The organism is Arthrobacter sp. 2MCAF15, from assembly GCF_052115605.1.
Classification (GTDB): domain Bacteria; phylum Actinomycetota; class Actinomycetes; order Actinomycetales; family Micrococcaceae; genus Arthrobacter.
Genome location: NZ_JBFRGZ010000016.1, coordinates 97,618 through 115,774, shown reverse-complemented (window position 1 = coordinate 115,774; position 18,157 = coordinate 97,618). Strand labels below are relative to the sequence as shown.

General features: G+C 64.4%; 16 protein-coding genes and 1 pseudogene. 11 read left to right on the top strand and 6 right to left on the bottom strand.

Annotated elements, in window-relative coordinates; genetic code table 11:
* Positions 1-195 precede the first annotated feature (195 nt).
* Positions 196-471, bottom strand: a complete 276-nt coding sequence (locus AB4089_RS17450; protein ID WP_441410533.1) for a hypothetical protein — start codon at positions 469-471, stop codon at positions 196-198.
* A 132-nt stretch (positions 472-603) separates the two neighbouring features.
* Between AB4089_RS17450 and AB4089_RS17445 the strand changes: the two genes are divergently transcribed.
* From AB4089_RS17445 to AB4089_RS17435, 3 genes are all read left to right on the top strand, one after another.
* A complete protein-coding gene (locus AB4089_RS17445; RefSeq protein ID WP_441410532.1) occupies positions 604-1,245 on the top strand; it encodes a hypothetical protein in 642 nt (213 codons plus the stop codon).
* Entirely contained in the window at positions 1,242-1,877 is a 636-nt protein-coding gene (locus AB4089_RS17440; RefSeq protein ID WP_441410531.1) for an RES family NAD+ phosphorylase, read from the top strand. Before AB4089_RS17445 ends, AB4089_RS17440 begins: the two co-directional genes overlap by 4 nt.
* A gap of 507 nt (positions 1,878-2,384) precedes the next feature.
* Complete coding sequence (locus AB4089_RS17435; protein WP_441410530.1) at positions 2,385-2,651, top strand: ATP-binding cassette domain-containing protein; 267 nt, start codon at positions 2,385-2,387, stop codon at positions 2,649-2,651.
* A gap of 671 nt (positions 2,652-3,322) precedes the next feature.
* On the opposite strand, the gene AB4089_RS17430 is transcribed toward AB4089_RS17435, so the two are convergent.
* Positions 3,323-4,723 (bottom strand): APC family permease, encoded by a 1,401-nt coding sequence (locus AB4089_RS17430; RefSeq protein ID WP_441410529.1) that lies wholly within the window; start codon positions 4,721-4,723, stop codon positions 3,323-3,325.
* A 325-nt stretch (positions 4,724-5,048) separates the two neighbouring features.
* Here AB4089_RS17430 and AB4089_RS17425 point away from each other — a divergent pair, with 325 nt between their 5' ends.
* Together AB4089_RS17425 and AB4089_RS17420 are read left to right on the top strand one after the other, a co-directional pair.
* Positions 5,049-6,122, top strand: coding sequence for an amidohydrolase family protein (locus tag AB4089_RS17425; protein WP_441410528.1), 1,074 nt, complete (start codon positions 5,049-5,051; stop codon positions 6,120-6,122).
* 281 nt (positions 6,123-6,403) lie between these two features.
* Positions 6,404-6,636, top strand: a pseudogene (locus AB4089_RS17420) (3-deoxy-7-phosphoheptulonate synthase); the annotation flags it as partial.
* A 65-nt stretch (positions 6,637-6,701) separates the two neighbouring features.
* On the opposite strand, the gene AB4089_RS17415 reads toward AB4089_RS17420, so the two are convergent.
* Positions 6,702-6,881, bottom strand: a complete 180-nt coding sequence (locus AB4089_RS17415) for a hypothetical protein (RefSeq protein ID WP_441410535.1) — start codon at positions 6,879-6,881, stop codon at positions 6,702-6,704.
* Between the two features lie 186 nt (positions 6,882-7,067).
* Entirely contained in the window at positions 7,068-7,751 is a 684-nt protein-coding gene (locus tag AB4089_RS17410) for a GntR family transcriptional regulator (RefSeq protein WP_441410527.1), read from the bottom strand.
* A 310-nt stretch (positions 7,752-8,061) separates the two neighbouring features.
* Here AB4089_RS17410 and AB4089_RS17405 point away from each other — a divergent pair, with 310 nt between their 5' ends.
* From AB4089_RS17405 to AB4089_RS17380, 6 genes are all read left to right on the top strand, one after another.
* Positions 8,062-9,147 carry an ABC transporter permease gene (locus tag AB4089_RS17405; protein ID WP_441410526.1) on the top strand — a complete coding sequence of 362 codons (1,086 nt, stop codon included), beginning with the start codon at positions 8,062-8,064 and terminating at the stop codon, positions 9,145-9,147.
* A gap of 37 nt (positions 9,148-9,184) precedes the next feature.
* On the top strand, positions 9,185-10,909 hold the full coding sequence (locus AB4089_RS17400; protein ID WP_441410525.1) for an ABC transporter substrate-binding protein: 1,725 nt from the start codon (positions 9,185-9,187) through the stop codon (positions 10,907-10,909).
* A 61-nt stretch (positions 10,910-10,970) separates the two neighbouring features.
* Positions 10,971-11,972, top strand: coding sequence for an ABC transporter permease (locus tag AB4089_RS17395; protein ID WP_441410524.1), 1,002 nt, complete (start codon positions 10,971-10,973; stop codon positions 11,970-11,972).
* A complete protein-coding gene (locus AB4089_RS17390; protein ID WP_441410523.1) occupies positions 11,969-13,045 on the top strand; it encodes an ABC transporter ATP-binding protein in 1,077 nt (358 codons plus the stop codon). Before AB4089_RS17395 ends, AB4089_RS17390 begins: the two co-directional genes overlap by 4 nt.
* Positions 13,046-13,052: 7 nt before the next feature.
* Positions 13,053-14,084, top strand: a complete 1,032-nt coding sequence (locus AB4089_RS17385) for an ABC transporter ATP-binding protein (protein ID WP_441410522.1) — start codon at positions 13,053-13,055, stop codon at positions 14,082-14,084.
* 23 nt (positions 14,085-14,107) lie between these two features.
* Positions 14,108-15,424 (top strand): amidohydrolase family protein, encoded by a 1,317-nt coding sequence (locus tag AB4089_RS17380; RefSeq protein ID WP_441410521.1) that lies wholly within the window; start codon positions 14,108-14,110, stop codon positions 15,422-15,424.
* Here the strand turns inward: AB4089_RS17380 and AB4089_RS17375 are convergent.
* Both AB4089_RS17375 and AB4089_RS17370 read right to left on the bottom strand, forming a co-directional pair.
* Positions 15,315-16,628 carry an MFS transporter gene (locus tag AB4089_RS17375; RefSeq protein ID WP_441410520.1) on the bottom strand — a complete coding sequence of 438 codons (1,314 nt, stop codon included), beginning with the start codon at positions 16,626-16,628 and terminating at the stop codon, positions 15,315-15,317. The two genes, AB4089_RS17380 and AB4089_RS17375, sit on opposite strands and share 110 nt — an antisense overlap.
* A gap of 216 nt (positions 16,629-16,844) precedes the next feature.
* On the bottom strand, positions 16,845-18,122 hold the full coding sequence (locus tag AB4089_RS17370; protein ID WP_441410519.1) for a DUF3100 domain-containing protein: 1,278 nt from the start codon (positions 18,120-18,122) through the stop codon (positions 16,845-16,847).
* Between the last annotated feature and the right edge of the window lie 35 nt (positions 18,123-18,157).

Below are 18,157 nucleotides of genomic sequence, written 5' to 3'. Positions count from 1 at the left end.
GTCGACGAGGATCCGAACTGCCGGAAGTTCGCCCCGCCCACTACAAGTGAACCGGCTACGGTTCACCATCGCGGTGTCGGCAGTTTCGGCCAGCATCAGCCGACAGACCTACAGAATAGTTCGAAACTGAATATGCACCGTTACCAGTAGCGGCCTGGAGGGCGGTTCTCGGACTCCAGGCCCACGCCCTCATAGCTAAACGTGAAGGACCTCGGCGCGGCTGATGAAGCCCATGGATGGTGCCTGCCGCAGGGCTCTGATGCCGACACCCGAGCCGATCATCACCAGTATCCCCACTAGCAGGCCGCCCTGGACCAGGTGCTGGAATCCGCCGATGAGAACAGGCATGGCGACTCTGAGCGGAAGTCCAACGTCGTGCAGGATGACGTAGCCGGGCTCGGAGGGTAGGAGCCGCGGGTCGGCGGCGCCCGCTCGAGCGTCGAGCGAGGATCGGGACCCTGCGGCTGCCACTCCCCCGGACCTAGCTATTCATCGTCGACGCAGCGTCCGCGGGAGGGCTGTCGGCTGCCGCCTGACCCTTCACGAATGACGGAGCACACGCTAGGATGAGGTGTAATAAATGTCATTGGTCAGGAGAAGGAAATGGTTGCTCCGCGGCGCGCTGTGCTCCGGAAGAAGAAGGCCAAGACCGCCTACCGGACTGCCGAAACCGCGCAAGTCCTCCACATGTTCGCCAAGTCCTCCACGGACACCACAGTGAAGGAAGCCTCCGGGAACGCCAACGTAGAGGCGTGGATCCTGAAACGAGCCGAGAGCGAGGCGAAGAGCATCTCCGCTCTCGGGGTTGCCATTGCAGCGAACCCTGAGCCGGCCTCGCCGGAGTTGGCCCGCAGCCTCCAGGCGGAAGAGAACTGGTGGCGCAAGATTGAACGCGAGCTGCCGTCCCTCAGCAGTACCGAGGTGGCCGAAATGCTCGGCGGCAACCCCAACAACCGGAACCTCGCCTCATCACAGCGTGCTGCCGGCAAGCTGCTGGGCTACGCCCGCCGGCACGCCATCCGCTACCCGAGATTCCAGTTCGATATGCATCGCGGGACCGTGCTACCGGTCATCGCGGAACTGCTCGCGCTGACCCGCGGACTCAACGTCCCGGACGAAGACGTGGTGCTGTGGATGGGCACGCACTCTTCCGCCTTCGCCGATCAGGGCATGCCCGTGGACTACCTGAAAGATCCAGAGCGGCTGCTCGCCGCGGCAGAGGACCACTTCGGGGCCATCTGGTGACGGCCGCCTGGCCAGAGACGCCGGAGCCGCCGAACCCGTTTCAACCCCGCATCGGGGAGCTTGCCGCTGGCACCGTCCTGCAGCGTGTTCACTCCAACCGCTTCCGCCCGACCCAGTTCAACCCCGGCCCACGGGGCGCCGGCAGGTTTCACTTCTTCGGCAACCCACAAGTCCCGGCGCTATACCTGGCCGGGACCCGTGAAGGTGCCCTTGCCGAGACTCTGCTGCATGACATCCCGGTAGGTGTCCCGGCGCCGATGCCCCGCAGCCTCTACGCCGACACCGTCTTGGCCGGGCTCGAGCTGAAGCGGCCCCTGCAGATCGCAGAGTTCTTCGGCCTCGGCCTGCGCTACGTTGGTGTCGAAGCCAACCAGCTGAGCGACACCTCGATGGACAACTACCCGCAGACCAGGAAGTGGGCCCACGCCGCGCACGCAATCGGCCTCGACGGCATCGGCTGGATGTCGAAGCGGGACAACAGCGCCCGCGCCTACATGCTATTCGGGGACCGGGTCGCGGAAAACGACCTTGAAGTCGTCCCGGGAAGCGGGCTGGCGTTCGCCTCCCAGGACGGCTTCAACTGGCTGGTCACAACCTGCGCGCCACTCAAAGTCGACGTCCTAGCGAGGTAGCGGCTCAGTGGCCTGCGTGCCTGCTCCTTAGCCATTTGTTCCGTTCACGGAACAATTTCGTAATGCCTACGGGGCTATGAGGCGAAACGCATCGAACCTAGTCCCGGTCCACTGGCGGACGCCGCACGGGAGCTGTCGAAGTAAGCGCAGCTCCGGCGCGAGCCCGATGGCCTTGACTGGGGGGAGGGCACCTAGCCGATCTTTTCACCCTCGACGATGACCGCGACAGCATAGGGACCGTCGAGGCTTTCAGGTTGCCTCTGGAGTCGGGCCGGTACTCCGTAGTACCCGCGGAGGACTGCGGATCAGTACGGGCTGGAGAAGACCGGAGCTTGAGCGGCTGCCCGGGAAGCCTCGAGGTCCGGTACCACTGTCGCCTCCACCGTGTCGGGGTCTGAGAAGAGTGCACGATGAGCTCGTGCGGCCTCACTTTCGTCGGTCTCCTGAGGAGCCGGTGCTTCGAGCGTGGTCGTCATAGGCATCATGTCTACGCCATGACTGGGGAAAGTGGCCAGCCGACGCGCCGTCCGGTTTACCGCTGGGCCCGCTGTTCCCACTGCTGTAAGGCTCATATTTCGAGGGTGGCACCGCCCGGCTGCATTCCTGGGCCGGCACACGTGCGGCAAGTCAACACTGCTGAAGGTTGTCGCCGGTTTGACCCGGGCCAGCGACAGAACGGTGGAACTGCGCGGCCAGAAGGTCAAGGGCCCCGACGGGACATCGGCTTGCCAAATGCAGATAAAGTACCACCCTGCACAGCGGGAGAGCCGCTGATAGCGGAGATTGCGTCAAGTAGTACTCTGCGTATCTCATCAGATGAATCATTGGAGTCCTCTCCCGCGGACTTCCGCGCCGCGCGTTGGAGGCGCCTTGCGCCGCGGCGTTCAGGGGTTTTCTCCGATTTCATGCTCCGACTCCGCGGCCTCGGAATTGAGCTTTTCGACACACAACACTGGGCGAGCACCGCGCCGTCACACCGCCGCCACTGGCCGCCGACGCACTCGGCTACAGCTAACAGGTCGTGTTCCTTCACGCCGACGCCGCAGGGCAACCATGGACCCTTTCGCTGACGCGATCCCGTAGCAGCGCTCGAGCTACTTCTCAGTCGCGGCGGCCCGTGCGGTAGGCCAGCAGATGGGCCGCAGAGCAATCTCCCGGATCTGGGCGAGGCCAGGCTCCCAGCGCTGTAAGTGCGGTCACGGGCTACTTCGCCATCCACCGCCCTGCGAAGGCACGGAAGACGAACTCCGGACGGGGCGCCGTCGACTCGGAGGACTTTCTCCTTTGCGCTTACCGCGCCAGCGTCTCTCGCTCCTATGACAGTTCCAGCGAGGAAATGCGATGCCTGACAGGGAAACTCCTCCGCAGCCCGGACGCGGCATGCCACCAATGCAAAGCTCCGCCGTGGTCCCTCCACCGTGTGACGGCGGCGCGGTCTGAAATTCTCAGCCTTGTGGGGCCGTGAGCTGCTGTTCCATATCTACCGGGGCATCCTCGGAAGCCTCATCTTCGGCAAAGTCCAAGGCCATTGCCCCATGCGAATGCTTCCGGCGGACCAGGAAGATCACCAGGCCGATGAGCAGCCAGACGCCGCCGAGCGCAAAGGTGAACCAGGCCAGCGAGGTCCACAGCCAGGCGATGAAGGCGAAACCGATTACGGGCATGACCAAGTGGCGTAGCACGCCGATCCTTCCGCGTTTGCGGAGATCGAAGAACAACACTTTGATGGTGGCCAAGTTGACCATGGCAAAGGCGAGCAGGGCGCCGAAGTTGATCATGTAAACAGCCTGGTCCAAGGTGATGAAGAGGGCCACCAGGGAAAATGCGGAGACCACCAGAGCTGCGATGAAGGGTGTCCGGAAGCGAGGATGCAGGCTGGCAAAGGTACCTGGCAGGATGCGGTCACGGCCCATGGCGAAGATCACGCGGCTTACGCTCATCTGCGCGGCCGTGCCGCAGAGGACCAGCCCAGTGAGGTTCACCAGCACGAACACCACCATCAGCACATCGCCGCCAGCCTTCTGCATGAGTTCTGTACCGGCCGCATCCAGGTTCCCGAGGCTGTGCCAGTTGGGCACGATCAGGCTGCCCGCCACGGAGAAGAGGACATAGCCCACGCCGGCCAAAAGGGTGGCGAAGAGAATGCCGCGGGGCACGTCTCGCTTCGGGTTGCGTGCCTCCTCGGACAGGGTGGACACACCGTCAAACCCGAGGAATGCAAACGCCACGATGGCAGCCGCAGCCATCAGGGGCGCGAATCCGCCGTTCCCCGGCGTCAGTGGTCGGAGGACGCTTTCCGGGCTCAGCTGTGGGGCATTGGCCACCGCCAGAACCAGGAAAACTAGGATGACCAGCACAGAAGCAATCACCACCACGAAGTTCATCTTCTTCACCCAGGTCACGCCGATGACGCTAAAGAACCCCACCACGGCCAAGCATCCCAGCACGGCCAGTTGTGGTGGAACGCCGGTGAACAGGCTGTTGAAGTACAGGCCGAAGATCAGGAAGTTCACCATGGGCAGGAACAGGTAGTCCAGCATCATGGCCCAACCCACAAAGAAGCCGACGGGGGCGCCGAAAGCCCTCGCAGTGTAAGCGTAGGCGCCGCCGGTGACTGGAACGTGGCGCGCCATGCGCCCGTAACTGTGTGCGGTGAAGAGCATGGCGAGGACGGCGAGCACATATGCCGCGGGCAGGTGCCCGTCGCTGATCTGGGTGCCTGATCCGTAGACGGCCACCACGGAAAGGATGCCCATGGAGGTCAGCCCGAAGGCAATAAGTGATGGCAGGCCGAGGGTCCTCTTCAAGCTGGGGGGCTGGCCGCCGGGGGCAGGGTTACTGGGCATCGGGAACTCCTTCGCGGTGGCCCTGAGAGATGGGTCACAAAATGAACGATGTTCATAAGAGTAGGGCGGATCAACTTCGATGTCTATGTTTGGTATTCCAAAACTCATAAAGATTCTTTCAACGGCAAAGATCTCACCCCTTCTGCTCAGCCAAATTGTGCAGATCTTCAGGAATCCGAGGCCACACGAGGGATGAATATGACGAATCAAACTTCCGCGTGTTGGAATGTTTGGTATACCATAAAGCCCGTCGTAATCGGCATGCTGAAGCCCCTGGTGCCCCGCGCGGCTCAAGGACCGGCGCAAGGAAAGGAACCATATGATCGTGCCCGTCACATCCGTTGCCGGAGACGATGCCGCTGGGGTGCTGGTCACCCCCGGCTTCGTGGACGGACATATCCACCCGGACAAGACCACCTGGGGTTCCTCCTGGCTCTCCCGCCGGCCCGCTCCTCGTCTGTCAGACCTCATCTCCCACGACCTTCAGGCCCAGCTCGGTTATGCGGACGGTGTGGAAGACCAGGCCTATGCCTTAATGAGGAATGCAGTGGAAAACGGCACAATGGCCATGAGGGCGCACGTGGACGTCGGCACGCAGATCGGGCTGAAGAATATCCATGGCGTCCGTGCTGCCGCCGAGCGGCTGGCGCCCTACCTCAAGGTCCAGATCGTGGCATTCCCGCAGTTCGGGATGCTGAGTAACCCCGGTACTTTGGAGCTCATGGAGGCCTCCCTCAGTGAGGGTGCGGATCTGGTGGGCGGCATTGACCCCCAGTCCCTGGACGGGGACCTCGGAGGCCATCTCGACGCGGTGTTCGGGCTGGCGCGCAAATACGGCCGGCACCTGGATATTCACCTTCATGATACGGGCCAGGACGCCCTGATGCAGCTCCGCGAAATCGCCAGGAGGACCATCGCGGAAGGGCTCCAGGGTCTTGTGACCATTGGGCACGCCTTCGCCCTCTGTGAACCTTCAGAGCCGGACCTGTCCATGACGCTGGACGCGATGGCGGACGCGGGCATGTGGGTGGCCACGTGTGCGCTGGGTGCGGACCCTGTCCCGGCCCTGGGCCTCCTGGAAAACCACGGGGTTCGGGTTGCCCTGGGCTCAGACGCTGTCCGTGACTCCTGGTCACCGTTTGGCACCGGCAGTATGGTGGACCGCATGCACCTGCTCGGCTACCGAACGGGCGCACTGACGGATGCTGAGTTGGAGCACTGCCTGCGCATCGCCACGGTGGGCGGGGCCGAGCTGGTGGGTGTCCCGGAGGTGCTCGGCTTCTCCGGCGCTGGCTCGGCACATCGGGTGGAATTCGCTGCCGCCTCCGCGCCGGAACTAGTGGTCAACCGTCCGGCTCCGCTGCGCGTGGTGCGTAATGGCACGCCGGTGACGTTCTGAACTCAGGCGATCTGTGCGGGCGCGATCTGCCGGAGGCCGACGCAGGAACTGCGACGGCAGGGCCATGACCGCGGTGCCGCTCATGGTTGGAGTGGTGGCTCCGTGAGGCGTTCTATGGCCCCCGGCCACGTCCTGTGCCGTGATGGCGTAAAAGAGGGCCAGATACACCATGGTATGTGGATCCACCAGGATTCCGCCGGTATTTGGGACGGGTGTGGGACGCTCTCACGGGCTCTTCGAAGCTCCGATTTATCCCCAGGAGCAGTCGATTGTGGCCGCCCGGACCTGACCATTTTCGGGTTCTGATCGACAAGCTGGACCCGAACCGCGAACCCAGCCGCCTGACCTTCACTATTCGCAGGGGCGCCGGCGAGATTCGTGGGAACCTCACACCGATGGTGGAGAAGGTCACTGCCCTCGGGTCCGCATCGCAACACCGTTACCAGCAAGAACGGTTACTGACCGCCGTTTTGACGACGTCATGGACGACGACCGCGGCTTCTTCGAGGTCCACGCAGTCTCGCTCGCTAGTTCCGGTCCTTCGTTCAGGAGCGGCTTCATGTCGATCAATTGCCACGGTTACTGCGTCGGCAGTTCGCTGGTAAACAAGGACTTGTCGGGTTTCCCGCCGACAGGTGTGCGACTCTTGATCGTCTGGGCAAATCCGGCGTCTGACATCACAAAGAGCCCCAAATCCTGCGTCTGCGCTCCGGGGCCGACGGTGCCATCTGAATCAGAGTGACCTTTGTCGACGTTCATCCCATTGCGTTGCATGAACTTGATGGCGAGATTTGACCGGCGAGAGGGATGCCGAGTTTCTTCCCTTCGAGCTGGGTCGCCGTAGTATGCGCCCGGTTTTCAGCGAGTACTACGGCGACCCCAGCTCGCGCGCCTGTGATGACTGTCGTCCCGCAGGAGAGGGCGGTGGGCCGGATACCCAGGCGGCTACGGCGCGAGCGTGTGGGCGAGACCGGCAAGAACTGGTTCACGTCCCAGTTCGATGTGCGAATACGCCAGCGAGTAGGCCAAATCGGGGCGGCCCTTGAGGATGGCATTGCAGAGCTCCACGTGCTCGTCACGCTGGAGTTCATTGCTGCGGTTGTGGGCGAGGCCGAAGATCCAGCGCATGCGGCCAAACAGTGGCTTGACCGATTCGACCAGCAGCCGGTTGCCGGAGAGCCGCACTATCTCGGCGTGGAATTCCGCGCTGAGACTCGCAACCTTCGCCTCCGGACCCTCGTCGATCGCCCGTCGCGTTTGGTCCACAAGTTCCTGCAGCTTTGCGCCGTTTTGCCCCTCGGCAACCCGGACCGCTGCGGTCCGCGCGGCAAAGGTTTCGAGGCAGAGCCGGACGTCGAAGAGTTCGTTGACGTCCGTGAGCGTTAGCCGCCGTACCGCCGCACCCCGGCGGGGGAAAGTTTCAACGAAGCCGTCCTGTTCCAGACGCTGGATGGCCTCCCGCACGGGAATCCTCGACACGTTGTGAAGTTCTGACAGTTCCCGTTCGCGAAGCCGCATGCCCTGCTCGTATTTGCCGGTCACGATCCCTTCAAGAACCAGCTGATACACGTGTTCGGCCCGGACTTCGTCATCACGCCCGTTCAGCGCATCACCTTTCGGTTCAACCACACTCACACCGCCGTTCATCACTCACCCCGTGGCCCTGGCGGACGGTGCCGCTCAGCGTTCCACCTGAGCATACACGCGCCCGACTGCCGGTTCCGGGCACAGGCGAAGGCTCCCGCGCAGCTAACCCCCAAGTGCGTTGCCACCGCTATCGGCAGGCCGGCCCAGTCACGGCGCCGCCCAGGCCACATCATTCTCTGGTATTCCAGATGATGCCAAGTTGTGATTTACATCGCACAAATGGTGCCCTAATCTTTGTTTGGTATACAAAACGATGGAGCTTGCTCCTTGGACCCTGAATCGAGCGTTCCCGATGACCCAGCTTCAGTCCGGTGCCACACCAACTGCTGCGAGTCCGTTGCCCGGCGCCAGCGATAGCGACGATGGCAGCAGCGGCGTCAGCCGCCCCTTGTCCCTCGGTGACCAAACCACCGTCAGTGCGGTTCCCGCCCACGCCCGGTCGCTGCTGGCCACGGCCTGGCTGAGGATCCGCAGGAGCAAGATCGCCCTGTTGAGCCTCTGTGTCGTGGTGGCGATCGTGCTCTTTGCTGTCCTCGCGCCTCTCCTCAGTGCCTGGTCCGGAAATGATCCCTTCACCTCCAACACCAGCCCGGAGGTGCTTGATGACTTCGAAACCCCGGGCCTGCCGCTTCCCGGCTACATGTATCCCTCCGGGCAGCACTGGCTGGGGGTGGAACCCGGGCTCGGGCGGGATCTGTTTGCCCGGCTTGCCTTTGGCGGTCAGGTCTCCCTCACCATCGCCCTCCTTTCAACCGCTGTCTCCGTTCTCCTTGGCACCGTGCTCGGGGCGGCGGCCGGCTACTTCGGGGGAAAAGCGGACGCGATTATCAGCCGCATCATGGATCTGTTCCTCGCGTTCCCGCACCTTCTGCTGGTGCTCTCGCTGACGCCCATCCTGCAGTCCCGGCTGCGCGGCACGCCTCTGGGCCAAGGCAGCTTCCTGCCGATGGCCTCGCTGGTCATCATCCTGGGATTTTTCGGCTGGGCGTATCTTGCCCGGATCGTCCGGGGGCAGGTCCTCAGCCTCCGGGAGCGTGAATTTGTTGAGGCGGCCCGCTCGTTTGGGGCCTCGCACCTCAGCGTGCTGTTTCGGCAGATCATCCCCAATGTCATGGGCGTCGTGCTGGTATACGCCACCATGCTCATCCCCACCAACATCTCCGCGGAAGCCGCGCTGTCCTTCCTCGGAGTCGGAGTCAAAGACCCGACGCCGTCGTGGGGCCAGATGCTCAACGCCGCCCAGTCCGGCAACTGGTACCTCAGCGATCCATGGTTCCTGGCCGTCCCCGGCGCCATGCTCATCATCACCGTCCTGGCCTTCAACCTGCTCGGCGACGCCGTCCGCGATGCCTTGGACCCCAAGGCCTCACGCCACTAGCACCCATCACCACCACCCACCCCGTATGAGGAGAACCATGAAATACCCATCCAGAGTGCTGGCACTTGCCGTGCTGATCTCCATGGCAGCCACCGGTTGTGCCGCGTCCCAGGGCCAGCCGGCCGCCAGCAAAGCCAGTGGTTCAGGGACGGATTCGGCCGCGGCGGTGGTCAAGCCCGGCTTCACCACCAAGGGCGGCAACATCAACGTTCTGATGTCCTCCGACTTCCAGACGCTTGACCCTGGAAACAGCAACTACGTCCAGACGGCCAACGTCGGACAGCTGTACTACCGGACGCTCACCATGGCCAAGGAAACCGCGGGCCAGCCGCCCACCATCGTCCCGGACCTCGCCACAGACACCGGGAAAGTTTCAGCCGACGGCCTCACCTGGACGTTCACGCTCCGGGACGGCGTCAAGTTCGAGGACGGCCGCCCCATCACTTCGGCGGACGTCAAATACGGCATCGAACGCACCTTCGCCCAGGACGTCTACACCCAGGCGCCCCAGGAGCTGAATTCCGCGCTCGACGCCGGCGGCTACAAAGGCCCCTACAAGGATCCTGCCGCCGTGCTCCAGGCAGTCGAGACTCCGGACCAGCGCACTGTCGTCTTCCACCTGAAGAAGCCGTTCGCTGAATTTCCTGCGCTGGCCTCACGGTCCAACACCGCTCCTGTGCCCCAGGACAAGGACACCAAACTGGACTACACGAACCATCCGGTCTCATCCGGTCCCTACATGGTGGAATCGTACAACCGCGGCAAGTCGCTCAAGCTCGTCCGCAACCCGCACTGGAATCCCGCGACGGACCCCAACCGCACGGCACTCCCGGATACCTTCAGCTTCTCCCTGTCCACGTCGCAGGCCACCATCAGCCAGCAGCTGCTGGCCAACGCCGACACCAACGCCATCACCCTGGACTCGAACGGTGCCTTGCAGACCTCGGATTCGGCCAAGCTGGCCGATGCCCAGGTCAAGGACCGGGTCGCCTCAGGGCTGCTGGGCTGCAACGACGTGCTGAGCCTGAACACCCAGAAGATCCAGGACCCGGATGTCCGCAAGGCAATTGCCCTTGCCCTGGACCGCCAGTCGATCCTGGTCCAGTACGGCGGACGCCGCTTCGGCGAGCTCACCCAGACGCCGCTCAACGACAAGATGCGCGGGTATGTGGCCCAGGACTTGGAGATCGATCCCAGCGGAAAGCCCAAGCTGGACGAAGCCAAGAAGCTCCTCGAAGGCAAGACCTACCCCAAGACCCTCACCTTTGGCTACGCCAACAACCGGGACGCCTACAAGAACACGGGCACCGTGGTCCAGGAAAACCTCAAGGCCCTGGGCATCGACGTACAGCTGGTGCCGATTCCGGCCCCGAACTATTACTCCGTCATGGCCAGTGAGCAGCTGCCGGACATCGGACGGTCAGGCTGGTGCGGCGGCGCCGATCCGGCGTCGATCCGGACCTCGGCGGACCCCATCCTCGGCCCGAACAACGACGGCACCACCTACGGATTCTCCAACACCTCCCGCTACTTCGACCCTGAGGTGTCCAAGGCCATGTTTGAGCTGCGGGACACCGCGGGGACCTCGGAGGAGCTGGGCCAGAAGTGGTCCGAGGAGTTTGAAAAGGCCCTGAAGACCTACCCGATCATTCCGCTCGTCCGCAGCCACACGAACAGCGTCGTCGGCTCCAACATCCGCAACGCGCAGGTGGGCTACTTCTTCGGCGGCATCGACCTCTCGATCGTCGGCGTCGAGCACTAACCGGTCCTCACAGAAGGAGACGCGGGCCGCCCGGATTCAGGCGGGCGGCCCGCAAACCACAATGATCAGATTCATAATTCGCCGGACAGGCTCCCTGGTCCTGCTACTCATAGCCGTCAGCTTCATCACCTTCACCCTGTTCCAGCTGGGTCCGGCAGATCCGGCCTCGGCCGCCTGCGGCCAGGAATGTACGCCGGAACGCGTCGCCGAGGCGCGCGTCGCCCTCGGCATGGACCAGCCGTTCCTCATCCAGTACGCCGACTACATGCGCGGGCTGGTTTCGCCGCGCATGATCGGCGCCCCCGGCACCGAATCCGTCTGCCAGTGGCCCTGTCTCGGCAAATCGTTCCAGACGAATGAAAACGTCTCGGACATCATCAGCCGGTCGCTGCCCTACACTCTCTCGATGGCAGTCGGCGCCCTGGTCCTCTGGACGGTGTCGGGCGTGGGTCTTGGCCTGCTCGCAGCACTCAGGAAAGGCAGTGCCACCGACAAGTTCATCGTCGGCGCCGCGTCGGTGGGCGTCTCACTGCCGATCCCGGTCACCGGCCTGTTCCTCTTGCTGGTGTTCGTCAATCAGCTGCATCTCCTGCCGTTCACCACCAATGAGATCACCAGCCCGTTCGGAGCCCAGGGACCGGGGGCCTGGGTGCTGAACTTTCTGCTGCCATGGATTGCCCTCGCCGTGCTGTTCAGCGCGTCCTACATCCGGGTCACCCGCACCAACATGATTGAAACGTTCGGCGAGGACTTCATCCGCACCGCCCGGGCCAAGGGACTGGCACCGCGGACCGTGACGTTCAGACACGGCGTCCGGGCCGGAATCACCCCGATCGTGACAATGCTCGGCATGGACATCGGCCTGCTGCTCGGCGGCGCCGTCCTCACCGAACAGATCTTCTCCGTGCCGGGGCTCGGATTCACCGCCGTCCGGGCCGCAATCTCCGGCGACCTGCCTGTCACCATGGCGATCACCATGCTGGCCGCCTTCTTCGTGATCGTCGCCAATGTCGCCGTCGATCTCGCCTATGCCGCCATCGATCCCCGAGTGAGGCTCCAATGACCCAGACCTATCCCGGCGCGCCGGCCACTTTGCCGTCCCCCGCGCCAACCCCTGCAGGGGCCGACAGCGGGGCTGGCGCCTTCCTGGATGTCCGGAACCTGTCAGTTGCGTTCCCCACCGACGACGGCCTGGTCTCGGCCGTCAACGGCATGGACTTCACCCTTGAGCGCGGGCAGACGCTTGGCATCGTTGGCGAATCCGGATCCGGAAAGTCGGTGACGAGCCAGGCACTGATGGGCCTGCTCAAGGGCACCTCCGCCCAGGTCTCCGGCCACGCCCTGTTCCAGGGCAAGGACCTGATCACGCTGTCCGAGTCCGGGATGCGCCAGCTGCGGGGCCGGAACATCGGCATGATCTTCCAGGACCCGCTGTCGGCACTGCATCCGTTCTATACCGTCGGGCACCAAATTGCGGAGGCCTACCTCGTCCATCACCAGGCGAGCAAGAAGGAGGCCCGGACCGCGGCCATCAACATGCTCGGCCGGGTGGGGATTCCCAGCCCCGAGCAGCGCTACGACGAGTACCCGCACCATTTCTCCGGCGGTATGCGGCAGCGGGCCATGATCGCCATGGCCCTCATCTGCGAGCCTGAACTGCTCATCGCGGACGAGCCCACAACGGCCCTGGACGTGACGGTCCAGGCGCAGATCCTGGACCTCATGGCCGAACTCCAGGCGGAAACCAACTCTGCGCTGATCCTCATTACCCACGATCTGGGCGTCGTGGCCGAGGTCTGCGATTCCGTGCTTGTCATGTACGGCGGCCAATGCGTCGAGTCCGGACCGGTGGACGAGATCTTCCACGACACCCGGCATCCGTACACCCTGGGCCTCCTCAATTCCATGCCGACGCTCACCGGCACCTCCGGCCGCCTCAACCCGATCCCCGGCCAGCCGCCGTCGCTGCTTGACCTGCCGTCAGGGTGCATCTTCAGCTCCCGGTGCGAATACGCCGCCCTAGCCGACGCCGACGTCTGCCGCGAGCAGAGGCCCGAGCTTCTGGTGGAGGCCGGCCACGGCAAGCGCTGCCATCTCAGCACCCCCCAGCTCATCACTATCCGGACTTCGCGTTAGGACCGACATGGACAGGCAGCCAATTCTCCAGGTGGAGAACCTTCAAAAGCATTTCCCCGTCAAGGGCGGGCTCTTCTCCCCCGGCGGCGGCCGCGCAGCCAAAACCGTCAAGGCCGTCGACGGCGTCTCGTTCAGTCTCGACCGAGGCCAGACGCTCGGACTTGTGGGTGAGTCCGGGTGCGGAAAGTCCACGACGGGCCGCATGGTCGCCCGCCTGCTGGACCCCACGGGCGGGCGGATCGTCGTCGACGGCGTCGACATCAGCCAGTTGCGCGGGCAGGATCTGTACAACTTCCGGCGCAAGGTCCAGATGATCTTCCAGGACCCGTTCGCGTCGCTCAACCCGAGGCAGACGGTCGGTACCGCGATCGCCGCGCCGATGGTGGCGCAGAAGATCAATCCGCCCGCAGGGCTGAAGAACCGCGTCAAAGAACTCATGGAACAGGTGGGACTCAAGCCCGAACACTACAACCGCTTTCCGCATGAGTTCTCAGGGGGCCAGCGACAGCGCGTGGGTATTGCCCGGGCCATTTCGTTGAACCCTTCGGTGATCGTGTGCGACGAACCGGTGTCCGCCCTGGACGTCTCCGTCCAGGCGCAGGTGGTCAACCTGCTCCAGGAGATCCAGCGCGACTCCGGTGTCGCGTACATCTTCATTGCCCACGACCTCTCCGTCGTCCGGCACATCTCCCACCAGGTGGCCGTCATGTACCTCGGCAAGATTGTCGAACAGGGTCCCCGCGAGGAACTGTTCCGCATTCCCCGGCACCCGTACACGCAGGCGCTGCTGTCCGCGGTGCCGTTGCCCGATCCACGGGCAGCCCGGCAACAGGTGAAGATCCGGCTCCGCGGAGACCTCCCGTCGCCGGCCAACCCGCCCAGCGGTTGCGTCTTCCGCACCCGCTGTCCGCTGTTCGGCACGCTGACCGAAAGCAAGCAACAGCGCTGCATCAGCGGCATTCCCTCGCCCGCCGGCCCGGCCGCACCGGCATGCCACCACGCGGGGCTGGCAGCTGCCGCCCCCGCCGGTGTGCAATAGACCCAACACAAAGGAGCATTACATTGACTACCCTGATCCGCGCCGTCCGTCCATGGGGACAGCCGCTGAGCGACGTCCTGGTCAAGGACGGCAAGATCGCCGCCGTCGAACCGCATGACCCGGTGCGAACGCCGGCGGACTCGTCCGGCATCCGGGGCGAGGCAGTCACGGTCGTGGAGGGCCGCGGCCGGTTGCTGCTCCCGTCCTTCTCGGATGTCCACGTCCATCTGGACTCGACCCGCATCGGCCTGCCGTTCCGTGAGCACACCGGCGGTCCCGGCGTTTGGACCATGATGATGAATGACCGGGAGAACTGGCGCAACGCCGAGGTGCCGCTGCAGGAACGGGTCAACAACACGCTGGGCCGGATGATCGCGCGCGGTACCACCCGCGTCCGTTCCTATGCCCAGATTGACGTGGACTGCCGGCTGGAGCGCTTCGAGGCCGTTGTGGCCGCCAAGGAACAGTTCAAGGACCAGGCCGACGTCGAAATCATCGCGTTCCCGCAGGCCGGCCTCCTGCTCGAGGAGGGCACCGTCCCGCTGATGGTGGCAGCACTCAAGGCCGGGGCCAACGTAATGGGTGGCATTGATCCGTGCAGCCTGGATCGCGATCCCGCACGTCATCTGGACATCGTTTTCGGCCTCGCGGAGAAGTACCAGGTTCCCATCGACATCCACCTCCACGAGCCCGGTGAGCTCGGTGTGTTCAGCACGGACCTCGTCCTGGAGCGCACGCGCGCCCTGGGGATGCAGGGCAAGGTCACCATGTCGCACGCCTATCAGCTGGGCAGCGTCTCCGAGGCGACCACGCGCCGGCTGATCGAGGAGTTCGCGGAGCTGGATGTTTCCATGGCCTCCGTGGCTCCGGCGGTATCCGGCCAGCTCCCGCTCCCGCTCCTGGCCGAGGCCGGAGTCCGCGTCGGTCTCGGCGAAGACGGCCAGCGCGACTACTGGTCCCCCTACGGCAATACCGACATGCTGGACCGCACCTGGCAGCTCGCCTTCACCCACGGCTTCCGCCGGGACGAGCTGATCGAACACTGCCTTGCGATCGCCACAGTGGGCGGCGCCAGCGTTCTGGATCCGGCCGCCACCCGGCTGAAAGGCACCGCGCACCGGCCGGGACTTGAAGCCGGCGATCCGGCCGAGCTGCTGCTTGTCGACGGCGAGACGGTAGGCCCCACTCTTGAGGGACCTGCCACTTTTCCTTTGCCTGCTTATGCCTGGATCAGCTTCCGACGCCGGCCGGCCGGGCCTCTCCGGCGGGCACAGTTCCTTCCTCGACGGACACGATGCGTCCATTCACCGCGAAGTACCCCGCCAGCGCCAGCAGCATAGCCACTCCTGCCAGGGCCCAGAACGCAGCGTCCCAGCCGCCGGTCACATCATGAAGCAGGGCAGCCCCCAAAGGTCCCAGGGAAGCGACGGCGAAACCCAGGCCCTGACTCATCGCCGACAGTTTCCCGGCGGTTTGAGGCCCCGCCGATCGGAGCACCACGAGCGCAATGGCAAGCCCGAATCCCGCGCTCTGGACAACCCCCAAAACACCCACCAGGACGAACTGCAGCTCAGCCGGGCCCGCCAGCACACCGAGCAACGCCGCCGCCACGAGCACCCCCAAACCGGGCGCCATGATTTTGAGAACCGCCGGCCGGCTGGCCAGCACGGGTGCCAGCAGGCTGGCGGGAAGGCCAGCCACGCTGAACCAGGCAAGGAGCGCCGCAGCGTTGCCGGCGGTGAGGCCCTTCGACACAAGGAAGACCGTCAGCCATGAAGTTACCGCGAAATACAGCATCGCCTGGAGCCCAAAGAAAGCGGTCACCGCCCAGGCAGTCCTTTGTAGCCGCACTGAGCGCGCGGCGCGGGGCCGCGCCCCCGCGCCGGCGGTCGAACCGTCGGCTGCAAAGGCGCGTGCAGGGAGAACGGATGCCCCCGGATCCAAGGGTTCTGTCCGCCTGCCGCCGTGCCTGAGGATAAGCACTGCCCCCAGCACGGCAGGAATAGCCCACATGGCCAGCGCACCCTGCAGGCTTCCGCCCAATACGCGCTGCAGCGGCTGGATCAGCCCCGCTCCCAGCGCCGCTCCGAGGCCGAACCCCATGCTGCACAGCCCCGTCCACCAGCCTGTACCCTCATTTGCCTTGACGATCTGGGGCAACAACACGCTGCCGGTCATGATGGCCATCCCCGCAAGGAATGTTCCGGGGAGCATAAGGACCGGCAGCAGCACGCGGGCGGTCAGGGCCACGGCGAGCACCAGCATCGCAAGAGCGACGGCTCTCCCCGCACCCAGGCGCCGGGCGAGCCACGGCCCGCATGGGGCGGACATCCCGAAGGCAAGGACCGGGAGCGCCGCAAGGAGGGGAATCGTCTGGGCGCTTATCCCGAGCCTCTGTTCCAACTGGCCCATGGATCCGGCAACGGTCGTAATCGCCGGCCGGAGGTTAATGGAAACGAGGCTCAAGGCGATGAGGGCCCATGCGAGCTTTGAAGCCGCAGGTGTCCGGGGCCGTCCCCGGGGCGCGTGGGGGATTTCTTCCATAGTCGTCTCCTGACAATATTTGGTATACCAAAAATACCTGAGTTTCGGTTTGGTGCCGCATTTTGGGTGGCCTGATGGTCTTGCTAGTGCTTGAAAAGGCTCTTTGGAATACCAAAGAGTCCCTGTGGGCAGCGTGCAAGGGGCGACGGCGGTTTCCGCCGTCGCCCCTTGCACGCCTCGCTGTTTCGTATTTCCGGCGGTTCCGCGCCGGATCCGCTACCGCCCGAGGGCCATCTGCCCCAGGGCGGCCGCCGCAATGAAGGATGCACTGTAGGTCACGAGGGCGACCACGATGATCTTCCAGCTCAGGGACTTCAGCGCTTTGATGTCCCGCCCGACGGTGAGCCCGATCAAGGTCAGCGCCGGCAGCCCGATGAGAATGACGTCCAGGTGTTGGGTCAGCCCGGCGATGAGCCCCGCAGTGGGCAGGAACGGCGCCGAAAGCACCGTTGTGATGGTCAGTACCCACACGCTTGATGGCACCGAGGGTAGAAACCGGGCCAGACGGAATGACAGGCCCGTCAGCAGCAAGAGGACGATCACGCCCGCTGCATCATTCCAGGAGAAGTTCTTTGTCCCGACGACGTTCATGACAAGGGCCGAGGCTCCGGCAATGGCAAAGGCGAGAATTGTGATTCGTGGCGTCACCTTGAGCGTGGGATCCACATCCACGGCTACCGGAGGGGCAAGCTGCGTTGGAGTAGGCAGCGCCGGCAGGCTGCGTGCCCCGCGGGTGGACCGGCCGTCGTCGTCCTTTCCGAAGAGCCGGCTCCAGAAGGCGTAGAGCCTCCGGCACAGAGGCAGGGACAGGAAGACTCCCGCGTAGAAGCCAACGATGTTCGTGACGAGGTTGGACAACGCGGCCAGCGCCATGATTTCGCCGGCCTGATCCGGGTAGAGCAGGGAGAGCGCCCCGACGCCCCCGAGCATCATCGACGCCGAGCCGAGCCCAAGCCCCAGGGCCAGCGCTCGGGGATCGAAGATATTCAGTCCGCCGAGGAATCCGGCAAGCAGGGAGATGAACACAGCACCAAAGAGGCTGCCGAGCAACCACACTGAGAAGACACCCCTGTACTCTCCGGAACGGACTCCAAAGCGCTGAATGGCGAAGGCGAGGAACGATTCCCGGTCGATGGACCAGGTGGCTCCGACCGCCACCCGGCCCAGCCCCATGGCCACGGCAATCGGCAGCGCCAGTATGACGGTGCCGAAGATGTGCCCCACTTCCTGCAGAAGGATGGCTGGACCGATCTCAGTGACTTTGGCCAGCGACGGCCCGATCTGGGTGCCGAGCCGGGCAAGGAAGAGAATGATCCCAATCTCCAGGAGCAGCGTTGCAACGGCCCGGCTTGCCCCGGAGAGACGGCGGATTCGCTGGGTACCGAGGATCCCGCCGAGGACCACGGCCCAGATGATGGGGAAGAGGACCACCGGGGCGGGCCCCAGTTGGAACTTGTACGTGCCAATCAGGACGGCCGCCACTGAGACAAGCATTGACGCGGTTACGACCGTCCACCAGTGTCGGCGCG